This window comes from Streptomyces musisoli, from assembly GCF_016741855.1.
GTDB lineage: Bacteria > Actinomycetota > Actinomycetes > Streptomycetales > Streptomycetaceae > Streptomyces > Streptomyces musisoli.
Window position 1 is genome coordinate 92833 of sequence record NZ_JAERRH010000010.1, and the last position, 22027, is coordinate 114859.

Annotated in this window: 20 protein-coding genes; 7 read left to right on the forward strand and 13 right to left on the reverse strand. The window is 72.6% G+C overall.

Translation table 11 applies throughout. The annotated features are described in order from the left end of the window. Positions 1-82: 82 nt before the first annotated feature. Entirely contained in the window at positions 83-1024 is a 942-nt protein-coding gene (locus JK361_RS25095; protein ID WP_201821964.1) for an RNA polymerase sigma factor SigF, read from the forward strand. A gap of 150 nt (positions 1025-1174) precedes the next feature. Then, the gene (locus JK361_RS25100) at positions 1175-1990 is read left to right on the forward strand and encodes a hypothetical protein (RefSeq protein WP_236053545.1); all 816 of its coding nucleotides are present in this window, start codon (positions 1175-1177) and stop codon (positions 1988-1990) included. Between the two features lie 87 nt (positions 1991-2077). Here the strand turns inward: JK361_RS25100 and JK361_RS25105 are convergent, their stop codons facing one another. Beyond that, positions 2078-2272, reverse strand: coding sequence for a hypothetical protein (locus JK361_RS25105; protein ID WP_201821966.1), 195 nt, complete (start codon positions 2270-2272; stop codon positions 2078-2080). A gap of 216 nt (positions 2273-2488) precedes the next feature. On the opposite strand from JK361_RS25105, the gene JK361_RS25110 reads away from it, so the two are divergent. The 4 genes from JK361_RS25110 (at position 2489) to JK361_RS25125 (ending at position 7062) form a co-directional block, all read left to right on the forward strand. Further along, a complete protein-coding gene (locus tag JK361_RS25110; RefSeq protein WP_201821968.1) occupies positions 2489-2983 on the forward strand; it encodes a MarR family winged helix-turn-helix transcriptional regulator in 495 nt (164 codons plus the stop codon). Between the two features lie 82 nt (positions 2984-3065). Further along, entirely contained in the window at positions 3066-5516 is a 2451-nt protein-coding gene (locus tag JK361_RS25115) for an MFS transporter (protein WP_504739912.1), read from the forward strand. 96 nt (positions 5517-5612) lie between these two features. After that, positions 5613-6434, forward strand: coding sequence for a YceI family protein (locus JK361_RS25120; RefSeq protein ID WP_201821972.1), 822 nt, complete (start codon positions 5613-5615; stop codon positions 6432-6434). 157 nt (positions 6435-6591) lie between these two features. Beyond that, positions 6592-7062 carry a PPOX class F420-dependent oxidoreductase gene (locus JK361_RS25125; protein ID WP_201821974.1) on the forward strand — a complete coding sequence of 157 codons (471 nt, stop codon included), beginning with the start codon at positions 6592-6594 and terminating at the stop codon, positions 7060-7062. Between the two features lie 88 nt (positions 7063-7150). Here JK361_RS25125 and JK361_RS25130 read toward each other — a convergent pair whose 3' ends face one another. The 8 genes from JK361_RS25130 to JK361_RS25165 form a co-directional block, all read right to left on the reverse strand. Further along, complete coding sequence (locus JK361_RS25130; protein ID WP_201821976.1) at positions 7151-7909, reverse strand: TetR/AcrR family transcriptional regulator; 759 nt, start codon at positions 7907-7909, stop codon at positions 7151-7153. 157 nt (positions 7910-8066) lie between these two features. Next, positions 8067-9452, reverse strand: coding sequence for an MFS transporter (locus JK361_RS25135; protein ID WP_201821978.1), 1386 nt, complete (start codon positions 9450-9452; stop codon positions 8067-8069). A gap of 49 nt (positions 9453-9501) precedes the next feature. Beyond that, positions 9502-11742: an ArnT family glycosyltransferase gene (locus JK361_RS25140; protein WP_201821980.1), complete on the reverse strand. Its 2241-nt coding sequence runs from the start codon at positions 11740-11742 to the stop codon at positions 9502-9504. Continuing rightward, positions 11739-13211, reverse strand: a complete 1473-nt coding sequence (locus JK361_RS25145) for a bifunctional glycosyltransferase family 2/GtrA family protein (RefSeq protein WP_201821982.1) — start codon at positions 13209-13211, stop codon at positions 11739-11741. Before JK361_RS25145 ends, JK361_RS25140 begins: the two co-directional genes overlap by 4 nt. Positions 13212-13225: 14 nt before the next feature. Continuing rightward, positions 13226-14749, reverse strand: coding sequence for a sensor histidine kinase (locus JK361_RS25150; protein ID WP_307787318.1), 1524 nt, complete (start codon positions 14747-14749; stop codon positions 13226-13228). A 143-nt stretch (positions 14750-14892) separates the two neighbouring features. Further along, on the reverse strand, positions 14893-15633 hold the full coding sequence (locus JK361_RS25155; RefSeq protein WP_236053546.1) for a response regulator transcription factor: 741 nt from the start codon (positions 15631-15633) through the stop codon (positions 14893-14895). Positions 15634-15727: 94 nt separating this feature from the next. Further along, positions 15728-16600: a DUF2797 domain-containing protein gene (locus JK361_RS25160; RefSeq protein WP_201821986.1), complete on the reverse strand. Its 873-nt coding sequence runs from the start codon at positions 16598-16600 to the stop codon at positions 15728-15730. A gap of 232 nt (positions 16601-16832) precedes the next feature. Continuing rightward, a complete protein-coding gene (locus tag JK361_RS25165) occupies positions 16833-17198 on the reverse strand; it encodes a hypothetical protein (RefSeq protein ID WP_201821988.1) in 366 nt (121 codons plus the stop codon). Between the two features lie 89 nt (positions 17199-17287). Between JK361_RS25165 and JK361_RS25170 the strand changes: the two genes are divergently transcribed. Continuing rightward, positions 17288-17779 (forward strand): MarR family transcriptional regulator, encoded by a 492-nt coding sequence (locus tag JK361_RS25170; RefSeq protein WP_201821990.1) that lies wholly within the window; start codon positions 17288-17290, stop codon positions 17777-17779. A 177-nt stretch (positions 17780-17956) separates the two neighbouring features. Here the strand turns inward: JK361_RS25170 and JK361_RS25175 are convergent, their stop codons facing one another. From JK361_RS25175 to JK361_RS25190, 4 genes are read right to left on the reverse strand one after another with little or no spacing between them, the layout of a single operon-like run. Then, positions 17957-18919 (reverse strand): SUKH-3 domain-containing protein, encoded by a 963-nt coding sequence (locus JK361_RS25175; protein WP_201821992.1) that lies wholly within the window; start codon positions 18917-18919, stop codon positions 17957-17959. Next, a complete protein-coding gene (locus tag JK361_RS25180; RefSeq protein WP_201821994.1) occupies positions 18916-19305 on the reverse strand; it encodes a YwqJ-related putative deaminase in 390 nt (129 codons plus the stop codon). Before JK361_RS25180 ends, JK361_RS25175 begins: the two co-directional genes overlap by 4 nt. Then, positions 19298-19819, reverse strand: a complete 522-nt coding sequence (locus JK361_RS25185; protein WP_201821996.1) for an SUKH-3 domain-containing protein — start codon at positions 19817-19819, stop codon at positions 19298-19300. The genes JK361_RS25180 and JK361_RS25185 overlap by 8 nt, the downstream gene beginning before the upstream one ends. A gap of 23 nt (positions 19820-19842) precedes the next feature. Continuing rightward, entirely contained in the window at positions 19843-21690 is a 1848-nt protein-coding gene (locus JK361_RS25190; RefSeq protein WP_201821999.1) for a YwqJ-related putative deaminase, read from the reverse strand. Positions 21691-22027 lie beyond the last annotated feature (337 nt).

Consider the following 22027-nt stretch of genomic DNA (forward strand, 5'->3'; position numbering starts at 1 on the left):
TCCGGCTCCGGTATTCAGGTGAAGGCTGCGTTGCTCGAAAGAGGACGCCGCCGCGACCGTCCCGCGACCCAAAGGGGGTGGCATGTCCGCAGACCAGGGCAGCTCGAAGGTGCTGACGCCCACGATGAGCGAGGCAGCGCCCAAGGAGCTCGACGCTCTCGACGTCCTCGACGGCTTCGAGGGCGTCACGGCCCTCGAAGCCGTGCCGTCCCCGGCCGCCGGCCCGGCCGCCGAAGCCCTCCCGGCGCCGCAGACCACGGCGAACCTCGACACCCGCACGCTGTCCCGGTCTCTGTTCCTGCGCCTGGCCGCGCTGGACGAGGACAGCCCCGAGCGGGCCTACGTCCGGGACACCCTGATCGAGCTGAACCTGCCGCTGGTCCGGTACGCGGCCGCGCGCTTCCGCTCCCGCAACGAGCCGATGGAGGACATCGTCCAGGTCGGCACCATCGGCCTGATCAAGGCGATCGACCGGTTCGACTGCGAACGGGGCGTGGAGTTCCCGACCTTCGCGATGCCCACCGTGGTCGGCGAGATCAAGCGGTTCTTCCGCGACACCTCCTGGTCCGTGCGCGTCCCGCGCCGCCTCCAGGAGCTGCGCCTGGCCCTCACCAAGGCCAGCGACGAGCTGTCCCAGAAGCTGGACCGCTCCCCCACGGTGACGGAGCTGGCCGCCGTGCTCGGCGTCTCCGAGGAGGACGTGGTCGACGGCCTCGCGGTCGGCAACGCCTACACCGCCTCCTCCCTCGACTCGCCGGCCCCCGAGGACGACGGCGGCGAGGGCTCCCTGGCCGACCGGCTCGGCTACGAGGACGCGGCCCTGGAGGGCGTGGAGTACCGCGAGTCCCTCAAGCCCCTGCTGGCCAAACTCCCGCCCCGGGAACGCCGGATCATCATGCTGCGCTTCTTCGCCAACATGACCCAGTCGCAGATCGGCGAGGAGGTCGGCATCTCCCAGATGCACGTCTCCCGGCTGCTGACCCGGACACTGGCCCAGCTGCGCGAGGGTCTGATCTCCGACTGACCACCCCGCCGGGAGTGCCGGCCCCCGGCACTGCCGCGCCGTCGGCCTCCGCCGCATCGCGGCGGCCGGTCGCACCGCCCCGCACCCCTGAAGGGACGCCGTCCGCGCAGCGGCATTCCCATCTGACGGAGTGTCAGCCACCATGGCGGGATGCTTCGTACCGGGATGGTTCGCACGACGACCTGGACTCGTGGCCGCCGAGGCGCCGTTACGGCAGCGTCGGCGGCCGTCGTCTGCCTGGGCGGGATGCTGGCCGCGTGCGGGGGCGACGGCTCGGGCGGCTACACCGCGGTCGGCGCGGGCCGGGGCGGTCCGACCGCCGCGGCACCCACGGGGCAGGTACGTCTGGTGCCGCTCGACGGGGCGGCGACGGGCGGCACACCCGGGGACGCCACACGCGCCACCGGATCCCCGACGGCTCCGGCCGACGCGGCGGCTCCGGCCGAGGCGACGAGTCCGGCCGGCACGACGGGTCCGCCGGCATCCCGCGGCCCCGGCCACTACTCAGGCGCACCGGAGCCGGACACCCGGGACACGCCGTCCCCGCACCCGAAGGACCCGGCACCGGGCTCGCCGGAACCGGGCGGCGGCAAGGACGGCCGTACGACACCGCCACCCGCCTCACCCGGCCCGGCTCCCGGCCGTACGACGCCCGCCACGCCCGCCGCCCTGTCCTGGGACGACCCGGCGACCGAGGACACCGGCCGGCGCTGGTGCCAGAAGGTGACCGTCGGCTTCCGCAACTCGGGGGGCACGGCGGTGCGTTCGGGAGACGTGACGTTCGGGACGCACATCATCGGCGGGCTCGGCATCGACTGGGGAACGGTCGAGTCGACCGTGGAGCTACCGGTGCCGCTCGCGCCGGGCGCGCGCAGGAGCCCCACGTGGACGGTGTGCGTCGACGCCTGGCGGGTGCCGCTCGGCATGCACATCGAGACCCGGGACGTCTCCGTCGCGTGGGACTGACCCCCGCCTCGGCGCCGCGCTGGACATGTCCCCGCCTCGGCGCCGCGCTGGACCTGTCCCCGCCTCGGCGCCGCGCGGGACGGACCCCTACTTCAGCGCCAGCCAGGCGACGCCGGCCACCACGGCGAGCACCACGACGACCCCGATGATCAGACCGACCCGGGGGCCGGAGGAGGCCGCCTGCTGCTGCCGCCCCTGGGGCGCCTCGTCGACGAACGCGCGGAACATCTGGGTGTTGCCGGCGGGGTCGTAATTGCCCTGGGGGCCCTGGGTGTTAGCCATGGCCCGAGACCTTAGCGAAGAGGGCCCGGGCGGCCCAAGCCGGGACCCATGGGGACGGCACGGGGCCGGACAGGGCAGATCGCCCGCCTTCACCTGCATATTTACGTTAGCAATACTTGCCTTTGCCAAGTTTTTGCGCGTCACGCGGCCGATTTGTTTGCCTTCAGCAACCAAGCAGTCCTATGGTTGCCCCAAGCAACGAAACCGGGAGGTGTGATGGCCGAGCAGGCGCAGTTCGAAGAGCTGGCGCGTCAGCTCAGCGCCGTCGGAGCCGTGAAACGGGACATGGGGCGGATCCTGCCGCCCGACTGCCCGGCCGGATCGGCCGCCGTGCTGACCCTGCTCGGCCGCCACGGCGACATGCGCATGAGCAAGCTCGCGGAGCTGCTCGCCGTGGACATGTCGGTGACGAGCCGGCACGTCGGGCACGTCGCCGCTCGCGGCTGGATCGAACGGCACCCGGACCCCGCGGACAAGCGCTCACGCATCCTGCGCCTGACCCCCGAGGGTCTGGAGCAGCTCGACGAGCTGTCCCGGCGGACCACGCACCTGCTCGCCGAGCGGCTGGCGGACTGGACCGACGAGGAGGTCGGCCAGCTGATCCGGCTGATGACGCGCCTGCGCGCCAGCTTCGGCGACTGCCGGTCCGCCCCGCTGCGGCTCCCCGCCCCCGTAGTCGAAGAGACCACCCGTACACCCGCAAGCACGTAAGTAAAGGAAGCCCATGGCAACGACCACACCAGCCGGTGTGCGGGCTCACGCCAAGCACGGGGGAGGCACAGACCACGCCCCGATGACGCACCGGCAGATCATGGAGGCCCTGTCCGGCCTGCTGCTCGGCATGTTCGTGGCGATCCTGTCGTCCACGATCGTCTCCAACGCCCTGCCGGAGATCATCGGTGACCTCGGCGGCGGTCAGTCCGCCTACACCTGGGTCGTCACCGCCGCCCTGCTGTCGATGACCGCGGCCACTCCCCTGTGGGGCAAGCTCGCCGACCTGTACAGCAAGAAGGCTCTCGTCCAGATAGCCCTGATCATCTACGTGGTCGCCTCCATGGCGGCCGGTCTGTCGCAGAACCCCGGCATGCTGATCGTCTGCCGTGTGGTGCAGGGCATCGGCGTCGGCGGTCTGTCCGCCCTGGCGCAGATCGTCATGGCGGCGATGATCTCCCCGCGTGAGCGCGGCCGTTACTCCGGCTACCTCGGCGCCACCTTCGCCGTCGCCACCGTCGGCGGCCCGCTGCTCGGCGGTGTCATCACCGACACCTCCTGGCTGGGCTGGCGCTGGTGCTTCTACGTCGGCGTCCCCTTCGCGATCATCGCGCTGATCGTGCTCCAGAAGACCCTGCACCTGCCCGTGGTCAAGCGGGACGTCAAGGTCGACTGGGGCGGCGCGTTCTTCATCTCCGCCGCCGTCTCGCTGCTGCTGATCTGGGTCACCTTCGCCGGTGACAAGTACGACTGGGTCTCGTGGCAGACCTACGCCATGGTCGGCGGTTCGATCGTGCTCGGCGCGATCTTCGTGCTCGTCGAGTCCAAGGCGAGCGAGCCGATCATCCCGCTGCGCCTGTTCAGGAACCGCACGATCACGCTGGCCTCGCTGGCCTCGCTGTTCGTCGGTGTCGCGATGTTCTCCGGCACGGTGTTCTTCAGCCAGTACTTCCAGCTGGCCCGGGACAAGTCCCCGACCATGTCGGGCGTCATGACCATCCCGATGATCGGCGGTCTGTTCATCTCCTCGACCGTCTCGGGTCAGTTCATCACCCGCACCGGCCGCTGGAAGGCCTGGCTGGTCAGCGGTGGCGTGCTGGTGACGGCCGGCCTGATGATGCTCGGCAGCCTGCGCTACGACACCGACTACTGGAAGATGGCCATCTGGATGGCCCTGCTGGGTCTCGGCATCGGCATGATGATGCAGAACCTGGTGCTCGCCACGCAGAACCAGGTGGCGCCCTCCGACCTCGGCGCGGCCAGCTCCACGGTCACCTTCTTCCGCTCCCTCGGCGGTGCGGTCGGCGTCTCGGCGCTCGGCGCCGTGATGGCCCACAAGATCACCGACTACGTCAAGGACGGCGTCTCCGCCCTCAGTCCCAAGTACCAGGCCGCCCTGGCCGGGGGCTCCGGCTCCACCGACAGCATCCCGGACATGGACAAGCTCCCGGTGCCGATCCGGACGCTGCTGGAGAGCGCCTACGGCCACGGCATCGCCGACGTCTTCTTCATCGCCGGCTGCCTCGCCGCCGTCGCCTTCCTGATCACGCTGTTCATCAAGGAGGTCCCGCTGAAGACCAAGGGCGCGCTGGCGCAGACCGCCGAGGGCGGCAGCCCCGCCGAGGCTTCGGCCGGGCAGGACACCGCCGTGCTCGTCGCCGCGGAGCCGGTGCCGGCCGCCGTGGCCGCCGCCGCGGTGTCCGACACGGCCACCGCCACGGCCGTCCAGCCGATGACCGCCGTCGCCACGGTGGCGGAGCGCGACACCTTCGGCGGCACCCCGGTGCACGGCTTCGTCCGCGGCGCCGAGAGCGTCCCGGTCCCGCAGGCCGCGGTCACCCTGATCTCGCTGTCCGGCCGCCAGCTGGGCCGCTCGGTCGCCCAGGCGGACGGTTCCTACGCGCTGCACGCCCCGGGCACCGGCTCGTACGTCCTGATCGCCTCCGCCGACGGATACCAGCCGCAGGCCTCCACCGTCGTGGTGGGGGAGGAACCGCTGGCGTACGACATCCTGCTCAGCGGCACCAGCGGGCTGACCGGTGTCGTCCGGGCGGCCGGGAGCGCGCTGCCGGTCAAGGACGCGATGGTGATCGTCACCGATGTGCGCGGTGACCTGCTGGCCACCGCCGCCACCGGGGAGCAGGGCGACTTCGCGCTGACCGACCTGGTGCCGGGCACGGTGACCGTCGCGGTCAACGCGAGCGGGTTCCGGCCGCGTGCCCTGCCGGTCGAGGTCGGCGCCACCGGCATCACCCGCGTCGAGGTCGACCTGGACGCCGGCGCCCGGCTCCAGGGAGTCGTCCGGGCCCCCCACGGTCCGCTGGCCGACGCCCGGGTGACCCTGGTCGACCAGGCCGGCAACGTGGTCGGCACCGCCACCACCGGCGGGGACGGGGCGTACGCCTTCACCGACCTGGACGGCGGTGAGTACACCGTCATCGCGACCGGCTACCCGCCGGCGGCCACCGCGCTGACCGTGTCCGGTCCCGGAGTGGACGGCCACGACATCGAACTCGCCCACCCCGGCGAATAGTTCACACCCCGGCCCGTGGCGGCGCGCGCCTTGGCGCGCCCGCCACGGGCCGGTCTCATACGACCAATTTCTGAGCTTTTGCAGGGAGAAAACGGGATGGGACTGACCGCGAGGATCCGTACCCGGGACGGGTGGGCCGTGTCACACGCGGTCGTCACGGTGACCGACATGACCGGTACGCAGGTGCTGCGCGCCGAGGCCGACGCCGAGGGCGCCGTGCGGGACGCCACCGAGCTGGTGCCGGGGGCCTACACCGTGATCGTGACCGCCGTCGGGTACGCGCCCGCCGCGTCCAGCGCGATCGTCACCGCGAGCGGCCGGGCCGAGATCGGCACGGTCACGCTGGCCCGGCAGGGCGGCGCCGAGCTGCCGCCGCCCGGTCCCTGGACCATCGACCCGGTGCACTCCTCCGTCGCCGCGGTCGCCCAGCACCTGGGGATCTCCAGCGTGCACGGCAGGTTCACGGAGTTCGGCGGCAGGATCGAGATCGCGCCCGACGACATCGCCAGGTCCCGGGTGGAGGCGGTGATCCGGGCCGCGTCCATCGACACGGGCAACGGCGTGCGCGACACGCATCTGAAGTCCGGGGACTTCCTGGACGTCGAGCGGCACCCGGAGATCACGTACCGCTCCACCGGGGTGTCCGCCGCCGGTTCCGACCGCTGGACGGTGCACGGCGAGCTGTCCATGCACGGGGTCGTACGGCCGGTGGACCTGGACCTGGCCTACCTCGGCACCGGCGCGGACCCGTGGGGCGGGACGAGGGCCGCGTTCCGGGCCACCGCCGAGCTGCACCGCGAGGACTTCGCGATGAACTACAACCAGGTCCTTCAGGCGGGGATCGCGGCCATCGGCACGACGCTGAAGGTGGAGCTGGACATCCAGGCGGTGCAGGGGGATGCGCTGCCGGCCGCCTGAGCGCACGGGAGGCCGGGGGCGTGCGCCGTCCGAGGGCACGGGGAGCCGGTGCGTGCGACGGGCGCCGGTCGTGCGGCGTCGACCGTGCGCACGCGGCGGAGCCGCATGGCGGACACAGTCCCGCCCCCGGGGGACGCTTCCCCCCTACGCTGACCCCATGGCACCGAACATCGCTACCAACACCCGTGTATCGCTGGACGAGCTGCTGGACTTCGTGCGCCCCCGCCACCGCGCCCTGCTGATCACCCGCCGGACGGACGGCTCCCCGCAGGCGTCGCCGCTGACCTGCGGCGTGGACGACTCGGGACGGATCGTCGTCTCGACCTATCCCGAGCGGGCCAAGACCCGCAACGCCAAGCGCGACCCCCGGGTCGGCCTGGTCGTCCTCAGCGACGACTGGAACGGCCCCTGGGTCCAGATCGACGGCACGGCCGAGGTCGTCGACGCGCCCGACTCGGTGGAGCCGCTCGTCGAGTACTACCGCAACATCGCCGGCGAGCACCCCGACTGGGACGAGTACCGGCAGGCGATGGTGAAGCAGGGCAAGTCGATCATCCGGGTGACGCCGGAGCGGTGGGGACCGGTGGCCACGGGCGGCTTCCCGGCCCGGCTGGCCCCGGACGCCTGATCGCTACGGTCCACGGAGCCGGCCGACGGGGTCCGGCGCGGCGTCGCGGGGTCCGCGCAGGAGTGCGAGGGGCGCGGGCGAAGGGGCCTCAGCCGCGGGCGACCATCGCCTCGATGCCGGCGATCAGCAGGTCCAGGGCGAAGGTGAAGTCGCGGTCCAGCATCTCGGCGACCGTGTCACCGCCGCGCGCCGCCATGAGGGTCTTGGACTCCTGCATCATCTCGGCGGTGCCCGGCACCTCGTCCACCATGGACATGGCCTGCTCGAAGTACTCGTCCGGGCTGAGCCCGGTGTCCGCGGTCCGGGCGAGGAAGTGGCCCTCGATCGTGCCGTAGCCGTACACGAACTGGAAGACGGCCGAGATCGCCCCGGTCACCCCGTGAGCGGGCAGCCCCGTCCGCCGGATGACCTGCTGGACCACCCGGGAGAAGGCGAGCGAGTTCGGGCCGATGTTGAGGTAGCGCCCGGCCAGCGGCGACAGCCAGGGATGACGGACCAGCTGCGCCCGGTAGGCGGTGGCCAGCTCACGCAGCTGCTCGCGCCAGTCCGCGTCCGTGTGCTCCGGGTCGGGCAGCCGCAGCTCGGCATAGGTCGCGTCCAGGGCGAGTTCGAGCAGGTCGTCCTTGGTGTCGACGTACCAGTACAGGGACATCGCCGTGACGTTCAGCTCGGCGGCCAGCCGGCGCATGGAGAACTTGGCGAGCCCCTCGGCGTCCAGCAGCCGCACGGACGCCTCGGTGATCCGTTCCCGGTCGAGCCCGGAGGGCTGTCCGCCCCGCCCGCCGCGGCGGCCCCCGCCCTCCCGCCACACGCTGTCCCGCGCCGACCGACCTGCTGCCTTCGTCACCGGCGGCCCTTCCTCGTTTTCGATCACTGCTCAAGATGCTAGGGCTGCGGTCGTCCCGGAGCGGCGCGCGGCCGGGTCCGACATGCGGCTCGGCCGCCTGGACGCGACCGGCCCCGGACGCACCCGCAGCCGCACGCCTACCCATCCCCCCGCACTCTTAGGCGGACACCCGCTCCGCCCGCCGGAGCAGCCCCGCCGCCACGAAGCCGCCCAGCAGCACGGCGACGGCCCCCACCAGCTGACCCGACCCCAGCCCGGCCGACAGCGACTGCCCGGACGCCACGGAAGAGCTGAGCACGGCACCCAGTACGGCCACGCCGAGACCGTTGCCGAACTCGGCGAGGGTGCCGTTGACCCCGGCCCCCACCCCGGCCCGCTCCGGGGGTATCGCGCTCATGATGGCGTGGGCCATCGCCGGGTTCGCGACCGCGCACCCCGCGCCGATCAGCAGCAGGCCCAGCAGCGTTCCGGCGTAGCCACCGGTGTCGACCTCGGCGATGACCACCAGCCCCGCCGACATCAGCACCATGCCGAGCGCGATCGACACCGGCGTACCCAGCCGGGCCGACCACTTCGCCGAGATGCCCGTGAAGTTGAGCGCCACCACCGTCAGCGCCAGCGGAGCGGTCCGCAGGCCGGCCTCCAGCGGCCCGTACCCGAGCACGAACTGGAGGTGCTGCGTCAGCAGGAAGAGCGCCCCGCCCATGCCGAACGTGATGAGCACGGCCCCGGCGACCGCACCCGTGAACCGCCGGTCCCGGAAGAAGTGGAGGTCGAGCATCGGCTCGTCGACCCGGCTCTCCCACCAGGCGAAGGCGCTCAGCCCGGCCAGCGCGACGGCCGCCGCTACGAGCACGCGGCCCGACGTCCAGCCGTGGCCGGGGCCGGAGATGATCGCGTAGACGAGCGAGGCCATGCCGATGGTGGACAGCAGCGCGCCGAGCACGTCCGGGCGGTCGCCCCGGGGGTTCTTGGACTCGGGCACCAGCACCGCCACCGCGACCAGGCCCAGCACCGCGACCGGGATGTTGATCAGGAATATCGCGCCCCACCAGAAGTGGTCGAGCACGAAGCCGCCGATCAGCGGGCCGCCGGCGAAGCCCAGTGCGTTGACCGCGCTCCAGATGCCGATCGCCTTCGGCTGCTCCTCGGGGGCGAAGATCTGCATCGCCACGGCCAGCGTGGTGGTCATCAGCAGGGCGCCGCCTATGCCCATCCCGGCCCGGGCGGCGATCAGCCGGCCGGTCGAGTCGGCGAGTCCGGCCACCAGCGAACCGGTGCCGAACAGGGCGAGCCCGGTGATCAGCATCTTCTTGCGGCCGTAGCGGTCGGCGGCGCTGCCCGCGGTGAGCAGCAGGCCGGACTGGACCAGGGAGTAGGCGTTGATCATCCACTGGATGTCCGAGGTGGCCGCGTGCAGCTCGCGGGTGAGCGAGGGGATGGCCACGTTCAGGACGGTGTTGTCGAGCAGCACGGTGAGCTGCGCGAGGCAGATGACGCCGAGGATCAGCCAGCGTCGGGGATGGCCTTGGGTCACAGACATGCCATACACCGTATAGCGCGGGCTATACGGTGTACAACGCGTTATGCGGTCAGTCGCTCGCCTTCTGTGTGAGGTCGTAGAACGTGGCCGATCCCACGGTCACCTTCTCGAAGGTGCTCTGGATCCACGCGCTGATCCGGGAGGCGGTGCCGCTGTCGCCGCCCATGCCGCCGCCCATGCCGCCGCCCGCGATGAAGTAGTGGATCTTCCCGTCCTCGACGTACTTCTTGAACTGGGCGAGGGTCGGGGACGGGTCGGTGCCGTTGAAACCGCCGATCGCCATCACCGGGTCGCCCGTGGCGAGCTGGTAACCGGCCGCGTTCTGGGAACCGATGGCGGCGGCCACCCAGGTGTACTCCGAGGCGTCCCGCTCCAGCAGCCTCCTGGCCTCGGACGACACGCTCGCACCGTTCAGCAGGCCGCCGGCACCACCGGCGCCGCCCATGCCTCCCTCACCCGTACGGCCACCACCGCCGGGGAGACCGTTGCCGGGGAGACCGTTGCCGGGGAGCGCGCCTCCCTGCCCGCCCGGCTGTCCGGGCTGCGCCTGCGTGCCGCCGTTGCCGTTCTGCCCGTTCCGCCCCGGCACGCCGCCGCCCGGGAACCCGCCCGGCCCGCCCGGCTGCGTCTGCGTGCCGCCGGTGCCGTTCTGCTGGTTCCGGCCGGCCGTGCCGCCGCCGAAGCCGCCCCGCACACCGCCGCCGGGACCACCGCCCCGGCCGCCCATCATGCTCGCGCCCGCCGGTCCGGCCGTGACGATCGAGCCGGTGTGGCCCTCCTGGAGCGTGCTCAGGGTGTACGCCGTCGGTCCGGCCAGCGCGGCCACCAGGCCCACCGCCGCCGCCCCGAGGGCGAGCCGGCGGGGGATCCGGCCCGCGAAGACCAGGCCGAGAGCCGCGGCCAGCCCGCCGACCAGGACCAGCCAGCGCAGCCACGGCAGGTAGTCGGGGGTCCGGTGGAGCAGGACGTATCCCCAGGCCGCCGCGGCGACCACGGACGCGGCGAGGGTGACCGACGCCCACGGCGCCCGCCGCCTCTCCCACAGCAGCGCGGCACCCATGCCGGTCACGGCCGCGACGTAGGGGGCGAGCGCCACCGTGTAGTACTGGTGGAAGATGCCCGCCATGTAACTGAAGACCGCCATGGTCATCAGCAGCGAACCGCCCCACACCAGGAGCGAGGCGCGGGTGGCGGACGTCCGCCCGAGCCTGCGCGTGGCCACCAGGCCGGCGACCAGCAGGATCAGCGCGGAGGGCAGCAGCCAGGAGATCTGGCCGCCGATCTCGGAGTCGAACATCCGGTCCCAGCCGGTCTCGCCCCACATGCCGGTGCCGCCCGCCCCGCCACCGCCGCCCACGCTGCCGGTCTCCTCGCCGTTGAGGCGGCCGAGGCCGTTGTAGCCGAAGGTCAGCTCGAGGAAGCTGTTGTGCTGCGAGCCGCCGATGTAGGGGCGGGAGGAGGCCGGCCACAGCTCGACGACCGCGACCCACCAGCCGCCCGAGACGACGAGCGCGAGCGTCGCCGCGGCCAGCTGTCCCAGGCGCTTCTTCACCGGCACCGGCGCGCACACCGCGTACACGAGGGCCAGCGGCGGCAGGATCAGGAACGCCTGGAGCGTCTTGGCGAGGAACGCGAAGCCGATCGCCACCCCGGCCCACACCAGCCATTTCGTACGGCCGTCCTCCACCGCCCGGACGACGAGGTAGCAGGCCACCGCCATCAGCAGGGCCAGCATGGCGTCCGGGTTGTTGAACCGGAACATCAGCGCCGCGACCGGGGTGAGCGCGAGCACCGCACCCGCGATCAGACCGGCCCCGGGACCGAACCGGCGGCGCACGGCCGCGTGGACGACGGCGACGGCCGCCACACCCATCAGCACCTCGGGCGCGAGGATCGCCCACGAGTTCAGGCCGAAGACGCGGACCGACAGCTCCATCGGCCACAGCGAGGCCGGCGGCTTGTCGACGGTGATGGCGTTGCCCGCGTCCAGCGAGCCGAAGAAGAACGCCTTCCAGGATCTGCTGCCCGCCTGGACGGCCGCCGAGTAGAAGGAGTTGGCGTAGCCGGAGGCGCCGAGGTCGCGGAGGTAGAGCAGGAGGGTGGCGGCCAGCAGGCCGAGGAAGGCCGGGCGCGCCCAGCGGGGGTCCTCGGCCCGGCCGCGCCACAGCCGGCGCACGAACGGCTGCCGGGGCTCGCCGGCCCCGGATGGCCTCGGGGGTTCGGCGGGCGGCGGTCCCCAGACGGCCGTACCGCCCTGGTGCGTGGCCGACGGGTCGTGCTGTGCGGTCATCGGGGGTCCCCCTGGTCGGTGTGGTGAGGGCGCACCGGCTCCAGCCGCATGGTCGCGTCCCTCCAGCTGCCGTCCGCGGCCTCTCCGGCGCGGACCTGGGTGGTCTGGTGCGGCTCCCGGTACGGCTGGTGCGGCACCAGGCGCTGCGGGAGCGGTGCGTACGGGACCGTCGGTCCGTAGGGCGGCGGGGCCGGGGTGTGTGCGGCGGCCACCGTGGACGGTCCGCTCTCCCCGCGGTCCGGGAAGACCCAGGCGCGGAAGAGGAGGAACCGCAGCACGGTCGCCGCGAGGTTGGCGGCGATGAGCACCGCCAGCTCGGTGGAGTGCGCCGGGCTGTCGGTGGCCGCGTTCAGGGCGGCGAGCGAACCGCTGGTCAGGGCGAGGCCGATGCCGAAGACCACCAGGCCCTGCGCCTGGTGCCGGACCGCGCCGCCGCGGCCGCGCACCCCGAAGGTGAGCCGGCGGTTGGCGGCCGTGTTGGCCACGGCGGAGACCAGCAGCGCCGGCGCGTTGGCGGTCTGCGCCCCGCCGAACTGCCGGAAGGCGCTGTACAGCAGCAGGTAGAAGAGGGTGGACAGACCGCCGACCACGCAGAAGCCGACCAGCTGGCGGGCCAGCCCGGTGGGCACGTCGGTCAGCTCGCGGTCGCGCGGGTCGTCACCGAACGGCCGGGCCAGCCGGTCCAGCGGCAGCGAACCGGTGGCCAGCGCCCTGCCGATCCGCCACACGCCCTTGAGGTCGTCGGTGGCCGTTCTCACGATGTGCACGGTGGAGTCCGGGTCGTCGACCCAGTCCACCGGCACCTCGTGGATCCTGAGGCCCGCCCGCTCGGCGAGCACGAGCATCTCGGTGTCGAAGAACCAGCCGGTGTCCTCCACCAGCGGCAGCAGCACCTGCGCCACGTCCCGCCGGATCGCCTTGAAGCCGCACTGGGCGTCCGAGAAGCGGGCCTGGAGCGAACCGCGCAGGATCAGGTTGTAGGTCCGGCTGATGAACTCCCGCTTGGGGCCGCGCACGACCCGGGAGGACCGGGCGAGCCGGGAGCCGATCGCGAGGTCGGAGTGGCCGGAGATCAGCGGCGCCACCAGCGGCAGCAGGGCGTTGAGGTCGGTGGACAGATCGACGTCCATGTAGGCGAGGACCGGGGCGTCCGACGCCGACCAGACGGTCCGCAGAGCCCGGCCCCGCCCCTTCTGCTCCAGGCGGAAGCTGGTGACCTCGGGGATCTCCGTCTCCAGCCGTGCGGCCACCAGCGGGGTGGTGTCCGTGGACGCGTTGTCCGCGATCGTGATGCGGAAGGCGTACGGGAAGGTGCGCGTGAGGTGCTCGTGCAGTCGGCGGACGCACGGCTGGAGGTCCTTCTCCTCGTTGTGGACGGGGATCACTACGTCCAGGACAGGCGTACCGGCGTCTCCGGCCGGGAGGTGCTCCCGCGCCGGCAGGGTGCCGGGAGAAGAGTCGGTTCGCATGGCACCGACTTTTCTCAAGTGGCCTGTCGCACCCATGTGGTGGCGCTGTGCTGTGCCTGTGAGTGCGACCGCCAGTCCGATTCCGGCGCCGGCCGGGGGGTGGCCGGGGCGAGTGCGGGCAGCCGCACGGTGAACACGGTGCGGCCGGGGCCGCTGTCCACGGTCACGGCACCGCCGTGCGCCACGGCCACGGCCTGCACGATGGCGAGCCCGAGCCCCGTGGAGCCGGTGGCGCGGGACCGTGCCGAGTCGCCGCGGGCGAACCGCTCGAAGACGTGCGGCAGCAGCTCCGGCGGAATTCCCGGCCCGTCGTCCTCGACGTCGACGCACATCCACGGCCCGCGCCGCTGCACGCGCGCGGTGACGGTCGTCCCCGGCGGGGTGTGCTTGCGGGCGTTGCCCAGCAGATTGACCAGCACCTGCTGGATCCGTGCCGCGTCCGCCGAGACCAGGGCCGGTTCGTCGGGCAGGTGGAGCCGCCAGTTGTGGTCCATGCCCGCCGCGCGGGAGTCGCTGACGGTGTCGACGACCAGCGGGATCAGATCGGTGTGCTCGAACTGGAGCGGGCGCCCGGCATCGAGCCGGGCGAGCAGCAGCAGGTCCTCGACGAGGAGGGTCATCCGGCCGGCCTCGGACTCGATACGGCCGAGCGCGTGCCGGGTGTCGGGCCCGACCTGTTCGCGGCCGCGCCGGGTGAGTTCGGCGTACCCGCGGATGGAGGCGAGCGGCGTCCGCAGCTCGTGACTGGCGTCGGCCACGAACTGCCGTACCCGCGTCTCGCTCTGCTGCCGGGCGTGCAGGGCCCCGTGGACGTGGTCGAGCAGGCGGTTGAGCGCGGCGCCGACCCGGCCGACCTCGGTGTGCGGGTCGCACTCGGACTCCGGGACCCGCTCGCTGAGGTTCACCTCGCCGGTGTGCAGCGTGAGTTCGGAGACGCGGGTGGCGGTGGCGGCGACCCTGCGCAGGGGGCGGGTGGCGACGCCGACGAGCACGTACCCGGCGATACCGGCGGCGACCAGACCGGCGGCGGTGACGCTGATCTCGACGAGGATCAGGGTGTTGATGTTGTCGTCGGTGTCCTTGGTGGGCAGGCCGACGTAGAAGGCGTCGCTGCCGTCCCGGCTCACCATGTACTTGACCAGGTAGTCGCCGAGGCCCGGGAGCTCGACGGCGTGCGGCTTGCCGTCCTTCGGCACCGTGCCGAGCGCCGTCTTCTGCGCGGTGCTCAGGCCGACGGCCCGCGACCGCTTGAAGAAGCCGTTGTCGTCGTTCTGCTGCCGGGCGACGGCCGCGTTGGTGATCGATGAGTCCTGCACGTAGGCGGCGACGGTGCCGAGGGGCGTCGGCCCCTTCGTCAGCAGGTCGTCCACCTTGGTGCCCGGCGAGGCGGTGTCCGGGACGTCGGGCACGGGCGGGTTCGCCCCGCCGCCCGGCTGCTGCATGCGGCCGACCCCCCGGACGGCCACCTCGGTGACCTTGCCCTCCAGCTGGTCGTACAGATGACTGCGCAGGGCCAGCGTGGTCACCGTGCCGATCACCGCGCACACCACGCCGATCAGCACCAGCGACGCGACGACGAGCCGGGTCCGCAGGGTGGGCGGCCGCCCCTTCCTCGCTCGCGGCTTCGCCTGAGCGGGGGGACCCCCGTGCCGGTTCTGCGGACGCGGCCGTCGCCGGCCGCTCATGACGCGGCGGGCTTGATCAGGTAACCGGCCCCGCGCCGGGTGTGGATCATCGGCTCACGGCCGGCGTCGATCTTCCGGCGCAGGTAGGAGATGTACAGCTCGACCACGTTGGCCTGTCCGCCGAAGTCGTACGACCACACGCGGTCCAGGATCTGCGCCTTGCTGAGCACCCGCCGGGGGTTGCGCATGAGGAACCGCAGCAGCTCGAACTCGGTGGCGGTGAGGTGGATGGACTCACCAGCCCGCGAGACCTCGTGGCTGTCCTCGTCGAGCGTCAGGTCCCCCACGACGAGCACGGAGTCGGAGCGCCGGTCGGCGGCACCGGACCGCCGGATGAGCCCCCGCAGCCGCGCCACGACCTCCTCCAGGCTGAACGGCTTGGTGACGTAGTCGTCCCCGCCTGCGGTGAGCCCGGCGATACGGTCCTCGACGGCGTCCTTGGCGGTCAGGAACAGGACCGGCACGTCCGGCAGTTCCCGGCGCAGCCGGCCCAGCACGGCCAGTCCGTCCATGTCCGGCAGCATCATGTCGAGCACGACGGCGTCGGGCCGGAACTCACGGGCCGTCTGTACGGCGCCCTGCCCGTCGCCCGCGCTCCTGATCTGCCAGCCCTCGTAACGAAGAGCCATGCTCAGCAGTTCGGTGATCGACAGCTCGTCGTCCACCACCAGCACTCGGACGGGGCTCCCGTCCGGCCTCAGCAGTTCGGTGCGCCCCTGGGGCGAGGTCGTGGTCATGGTGGACACCTTGTCGGCGCCCTCTTAGAAGACGCTTTCCCCAGTCTGTGATTTTCCTGAGAAACACACAGGAAAATCCCAGGCGGCTCCCGGGTCAGAAAAGACCGTCCGGCTCTCTCCTGAACTCCCTTACGGGGAAAGCGCATCCGGCCGGTGCGGGCTCCGGCGGCAGCAGCTCCCAGCCGGTCATCAGCCGGGTGTCCAGGACGACGGCTCCCCGTCCGCCGACCGCCAGGTGCAGGTCGGGGCCGGCAGCCGCGACCAGTTCACCGCGCACGGCGCCGCCCGGCACCAGCTCCACGACCTCGCCGAACGCCGCCGGCGCTTCCGCCAGTCCGAAAGCCCTTACGTGGTCGACGACATGACAGGGCTCGGGACGGAGGGACTCCGGCCATCCGGTGAGCGCGGCCGCCCGCGCGTGCAGTTCCCGCACCTCGGCGGCGCGCTCCGCCTCCGTCCCCGGCAGCGCCGACCGGGCCGCCCGCTTCTCGGCGTACGGGACACGGTCCGGCACCCGCAGCGCGGCGCGCAGCAGTTCCTCGGTGCGCCGTGCGGCCATGAGCGGACCGGTGCCGAGCCAGCTGAAACAGACCGCGCCCTGTTCGAGCAGCCGGGCCGGGCCGCGTTCGAGGGCGGTGATGCCGACCTTCACCATGCCCGGCCCGAACCACGCCAGGTACACGCGGTACGGCCGCGGGTCGTCGGCGATCGTGTCGGCGGCCACGGAGTGCGCCCGGTCCAGCCGCGCGCACTCCTCGCAGCGGGCCCCCGTGCTCCGCCCGGGCACCACGGCCGCCACCGGGCAGGCGTGCCCCCGGGCCCCCGCACACGTCCGCACGCCGCCTTCCGGCACCGCGAAGGCGACGCGCTTCCCCCGGGGCAGCGCGCTGCGCCGCCCGCCGGCCCATGTGAGTGCCGGGCCGTCCGCCGCCCAGCGCAGCCCCGAGCACTTCCACACCTGTGTCATCACCGGTGAGGGTAAGGCGTGGGTCCGACAGGGGCGCCGCCCGCCGGGGCCGGCGATCGGCGGCCGTCCGCCGAGGGGCATCCGTTCACTCGCCAGGGGAGAGGGGAGCCGGTCCGGCCGTCGCGGAAGATCTGTTTCCTCACCGGGGACCGGGGGGCCGATCCGGCCGTCGCGGAAGCCTGTTCCCTCACCGGGGACCGGGGGACCGATCCGGCCGTCGCGTAAGGTCCGTTCACTCGACGGGGGACAGGGGGACCGCTTCGGTGGCCATCGCGGGCGGCACCGAGGCCGGTACCCCGGCCCGCCGTCCCCGTCCGGCCAGCCGGCAACCGACGCACCCGGCGTGGCCCGTCCGGGCCTGGGTGTCGCGGACCCGCATGCCCCACTGGTCCCGGGGCCGCACGCCGGGCGGCTTGCCCCAGCCGGACAGGTGCAGGGACCAGGTCACCAGGACGCTCACCGCCACGACGGCCAGACCGCCGGCGACCAGCGGCAGCGAGGCCGCGCACACGCCCCACCCCACCACGCCGCTTCCCGCGGCCGCGATACCGGCGCCGGTCCAGCCGGCGATCGTGTGACCCTCGTCGTACAGACTCATGGAGTGCCTCCAGGGGACGAGACCCCAGTTCCCTCACGGGCTAAGAAATTTACCACCCGAATATCTCACGAGCTAAGGGATTTCGAAAGATGCACGGTACGCCGCGCCCGCCCGCCACCCCGGCCCAGGCGCTGTCGGCGATGGACCACCTCATCGCCGCCCACCTGATCGGACAGCAGGAGCTGGCCCGGCGACTGGGCCTCAACGTCACCGACCTGACCTGTTTCGCCTTCGTCCTGGAGGCCGGCGACGATCTGCTGACGGCCGGCGACCTCGCGGCCCGCGCCCACGTCACCACCGGCGCGGTGACCGGCATCCTCAACCGCCTCGAACGCGCCGGCTTCGTCACCCGCCGCCCCGACCCCACCGACCGCCGCCGGGTGCGCGTCGCCGCCGTACCGGCGGCCGTCGCCCAGGTGGAGGCGGTGTACGCCGGCCACTACAAGCGTCTGACGGCGCTCTTCTCCGACTACTCCGCGGAGGAACTGGCGATCATCACCGACTGGTTCACCCGCGCCACGGCCCTCGCCCACGAATACCTGGAGAAGCTGAACCGGAACGACCCGGCCGAGGACTGCTGACCCGCTGATCCGCCCCGGCCCGCTGGACGCCGTCGCTCGACGCCGGGCCCCCGTCCCGCGGGACACCGGTACTCGGTGCCGGCCACCGATCCGCAGGACACCGGTACTCGGCGCCGGGCACCGGTCCGCGGGACACCGTCACTCGGCGCCGGGATCCGATCCGCAGGGCGCCGTCGTTCAGCCGGACTCCGGTGCGGCCCCGTCGGCCGTGCCCGCATACCAAGCCAGGTCCCGCGCGCACCCGTCGACGGCCTCCCACGGCCGGCCGAGTACCGCCCCCGCGCCCGCCGCGAGGGACAGCTCCGCCGCCGTCGGCGCCGCAGCCGAGTGCCCGACGCGTACGGCGCAGCTGACCGAGGAGTACGGGGCGGCGGTGCCCTCGGGAGCGCTCACCGTCACCGTGAGCGCGCAGCCCGCGAGGGGTGTCCGCGCGGCGTCGGCCAGCTGCCGCATCCGCGCCGCCAGCGGTCCGGCGATCTCGTCCAGGGAGCCGCCCGGCAGCGGTACGGCACGGTGCAGCACCTCGGCGCCGATGCCGCGCAGGGCGGTCGCCGTCAGCCGCAGCGCCCGGGCATCGAAGAGCTGCCTGTGGTGCAGCACGTACACGCCCACCAGCGCGGAGCGCACCGCGTTCTCCAGCGGGTCCTCGTGCGTGACGGGCGCCGCCCAGGCCCACCGCCGGGGGGCGATCCGGCGCGGTGCCCGTCCCTGGGTCAGGCCGCGGAGGCCGTCCGCCACGGACTCGCCGAGCAGCCAGCGGCCGCCGTGGTCGACGCACAGCAGGCTGCCCGACTCGGCCACCCCGATCAGCCCGTCCGCGTCCGTGCGGCCGAGCGGGAACACGTCCTGACCGATGGTGTCGGCGAGCGCCCGGAAGGCGCGCAGCGCGTGCCGCGCCTCACGGGGGTCGATGACACAGCCCGTCGCGGCGACCCCGGTGCCCGCCGCGACCGGGCGGAGCGTGAGCCCGTGGAACTCCCGCAGCGCCTCCCGGGCGGCGGGGAAGAGCGTCCAGCCGCGGATGCCGGCGACCGGCGGGACGACCGCGGCGGTCGTCAGCGCGGCCGCCATGGCGAGATCACCGGCGTCCCGGCCGGGGTGCCACCCGGCGGCGGTCAGCGCGTCGCCGTGCGTGCTCATGAGCCGATGACGTCCACGCCGAGTTCGTCGAGCAGCGCGGAGCAGGAGCGGCAGACGGGGGCGGGGGTGCCGTGTTCCGGGTCCCCGTGGTCGCGGATCTTCTTCGCGACCAGCGCGGAGCCCGCGAAGTGTTCCCGGGCCTCGGCGAGGCTGGTGCTGCCCCCGTCGGCGCGCTGCTGGTCCAGCGCCCACAGCTGGTCGGAGACGAGCGCGGACTCGGCGCAGTACCCGATGAAGGGCTCGCGGCGGGCGACGGGCAGCGCGTCGAAGAACGCCTGCACGGCGGGGTGGAGCCGGGGTGTGTCGTCCCCGGTCAGATTGGTGTGGCTGACGATCGTCCCCTGGATGAGCAGGGAAGCGGCCACACCCGGCACGGCCTCAGACAAAGTGGTCCTCCGCGTCTTCCTGGTCGCCGGTCATCAAGCTGGAGAGGGCCTGGATCTCGTCTCCGCCGAGGAAATAGGGCCCGGTGTGGTGCAGGTAGAAGAAGCGTCCCGTGTCGTCGAGCAGGACGATGCCGTTCTCGGACGTCTCCCAGCCCACGGGGAAGAGCCGCTGCCCCACGTTCCGCGCGAGTTCCACGACGAGTTCGGCGTCCCCCTCGTAACCGAAGGTGGGATCGGCCCGGAACCTTCTCTCCGGTGCCAGCGGCATGGGGAACTCCAGGCCGACGTACGACGAGACGAAACGACGCACCTCGTCCCAGGGCTCCAGCGGGAAGCCCTGGCCGGCGGAGCCGCGGACGCGCACAGCGATCAGCCGCTCGGCCTCCGCCGTGTTCTCGGGCTCGCTCCCGCGCCCCGGATACCAGCCGTTGGCACGCAGCCAGGCGTCGAGTTCTTCCCGAGGGGGTGGTGGTCTCATGGTGTTCCTTGCTTCGGCGGCCTTGCTGCGGCGCATCGGGGCAATCGTCGCCCGGACGGTCAGCCGTGCAAACCGATTCCCAGGGCGTCCATCACGGGGCCGCAACTCCGGCAGGGCGGTAGGTACGAGCCGTGCGGGACCTTGTTGCCGTCGTTGTCGAACTGCTCCCCGATGGCCACGGTGTGGATCTTGCTCCCGGCCAGGGCGCGGCGGGCGTCGTCCAAGGACGAGATGGACTGCGTACGCCCGAGCTCGTGCAACCGGTCGGAGACCAAGGATACTTCCGCGCATCGTCCGTGCCCTCGGCCGAGGACCAGCTCCCCGCGGTCGGCGCGCGCCCTGACGTCGTCGTAGGCGGACTGGAGGGCGGGATGGGTGTCCGGGTACTTCTGCCCGTGCCGGCTCTGCGAGCTGGTGTGCGAGGTGACGACGTCGCCGTGGACCAGGGCGCCGGCACAGCCCTGCTGCACCTTGTCCTTGCCCTCCGGTGTCATACCCGAGGCCTTCTGCGCGTCGTCGGCGAGTTGGCGGGCCTCGTGTTCGAGGAGCCGGGTGCGCTCACGCTCGTCGAGTCCGCTCACGTCCAGGGCGTCACGCCGGTGGTGACGCATGCGGCCGGCGCTCCTGCCGTGCCAGGGCGGGGGCGGCTGGATGGGGCGCCCGCCTCCGGAGCCTGATCCGGTGCCGCCACCACCGCCGCCGCCACCACCGCCACCGCCGCCACCGCCGGAGCCACTGGAGCCGCCGAAGCCACCGGAGCCGGCGCTCGGGCTGTTTCCCCTGCGCTTACCGGACCAGCCGGGCCAGCCGGTTCCCTCGCCGCCGCCCCACGTGCCGGGCATGCCGGTACCGGTGAACTCCCGGTGTCCGGCCTTGACCGCGTTGATCTTGTCCCGGAGTCCCTGGTCGGTCTCGTTGTGGATCTTGCGGCCCTGGCCGATGGCGTCGGGCAGGTCCTTGCCGACGTGCTTGCCGAGGTGGCCGTGGCCCTTGACCAGCTTTTCCACCACGCCCTCGATGGTGGAGTCGAGAACGGTGGTCAGCGCGTCCTTGCCCTTGGCGCGGCGGTGGTGCGCCTTGGCCTTGCCGATCTTGCCGGCGGCACGGGTGTTCATCGACACCTCGACGGCCGCCAGCCTGCCGCCGGTGTTGGTGAGGGCGTCGTAGTCGACCAGAAGGCCGTCGCCGGAGGGTGCGCCACCGCCCGCCGAGTTCAACTGGAGGCCGCCGCCGGCCGAGTTCAGCCGGAGGCTGTCCTTGGTGGCCTGGGCGGACTCGTGGAACCCGTCCTTGCCGGCCTGGGCCGCCTGGCCGACGTCGATGCCGTGCTGCTGACCGGTGACGTTCATCGCGGTCTGGACCGCGAGATCGGTGACGATGCTCTCCAGGGCCGCCACCGCGGGCTCGGTGAGGATGCCGACGATCTGCGAGACCGCCTCCTCCGCCATCTCCTTCAGGATCCGCTTGAACGCGATCCGGGTCGCCACGATCTTCCCGCCCGCCAGCAGCGTGGTGAGGCCGGCGGTGACGGGGGCGGCCGCCAGGGCGATGCCCACCGTCGCGCACAGATCGGCCAGTTCGGCGACAGCGGCGATCTTGCGGGCCACGATGATGTCCGCGACCGCGTCCAGGGCGCCGGCGACGATCCGCGCCGCGCCCGCCAGGTCCTTGTTCTTGCCCTGGACCTTCTGCCAGTGCTTGTCCAGCGCCGTCAGCGACTCGCTCTGCCCCGTCGACAGCAGCCGCTGGATATGACCGTGCGCGGTACCGGCGTCGTCGTCCGCGTCGTCCGCGAACTCCCGCAGCGCGTCGGCCATGTCCCGGTAGGCGTCCTCGTCGACGTTCGGCCAGCCGACGCCCACGACGTCCAGCATCGTGTCGACGCCATCAGGAATGGTGTAACCCATCGCCTGCTCCCCCGTTCTTGCTCTTCCACCAGGAAGGACTTTCGTGGGCCCGCCACGGTTCCCACGAGACCCGCAGACCACCGCACGGGCTCGGCAGGAGGGCGGCGCCTCACAAGGCCGAGGTCCCGCCCGCACGTCCTCGGCAGGAGGGCGGCGCCTCACTGGGCCGAGTTCTCCACAAGTCCCGGACGAGCGAGGGGCTTCAGAGCCCGGATCACCACGATTCGGCCTCCTGGAAGAGCCTGATCACCTCCACGAAGAACCACAGGGAGAACACCAGACAGGCAACCCACAGCCCCCACAGGACCCAGCGGATCTCTCGCCGTATACGCATGGA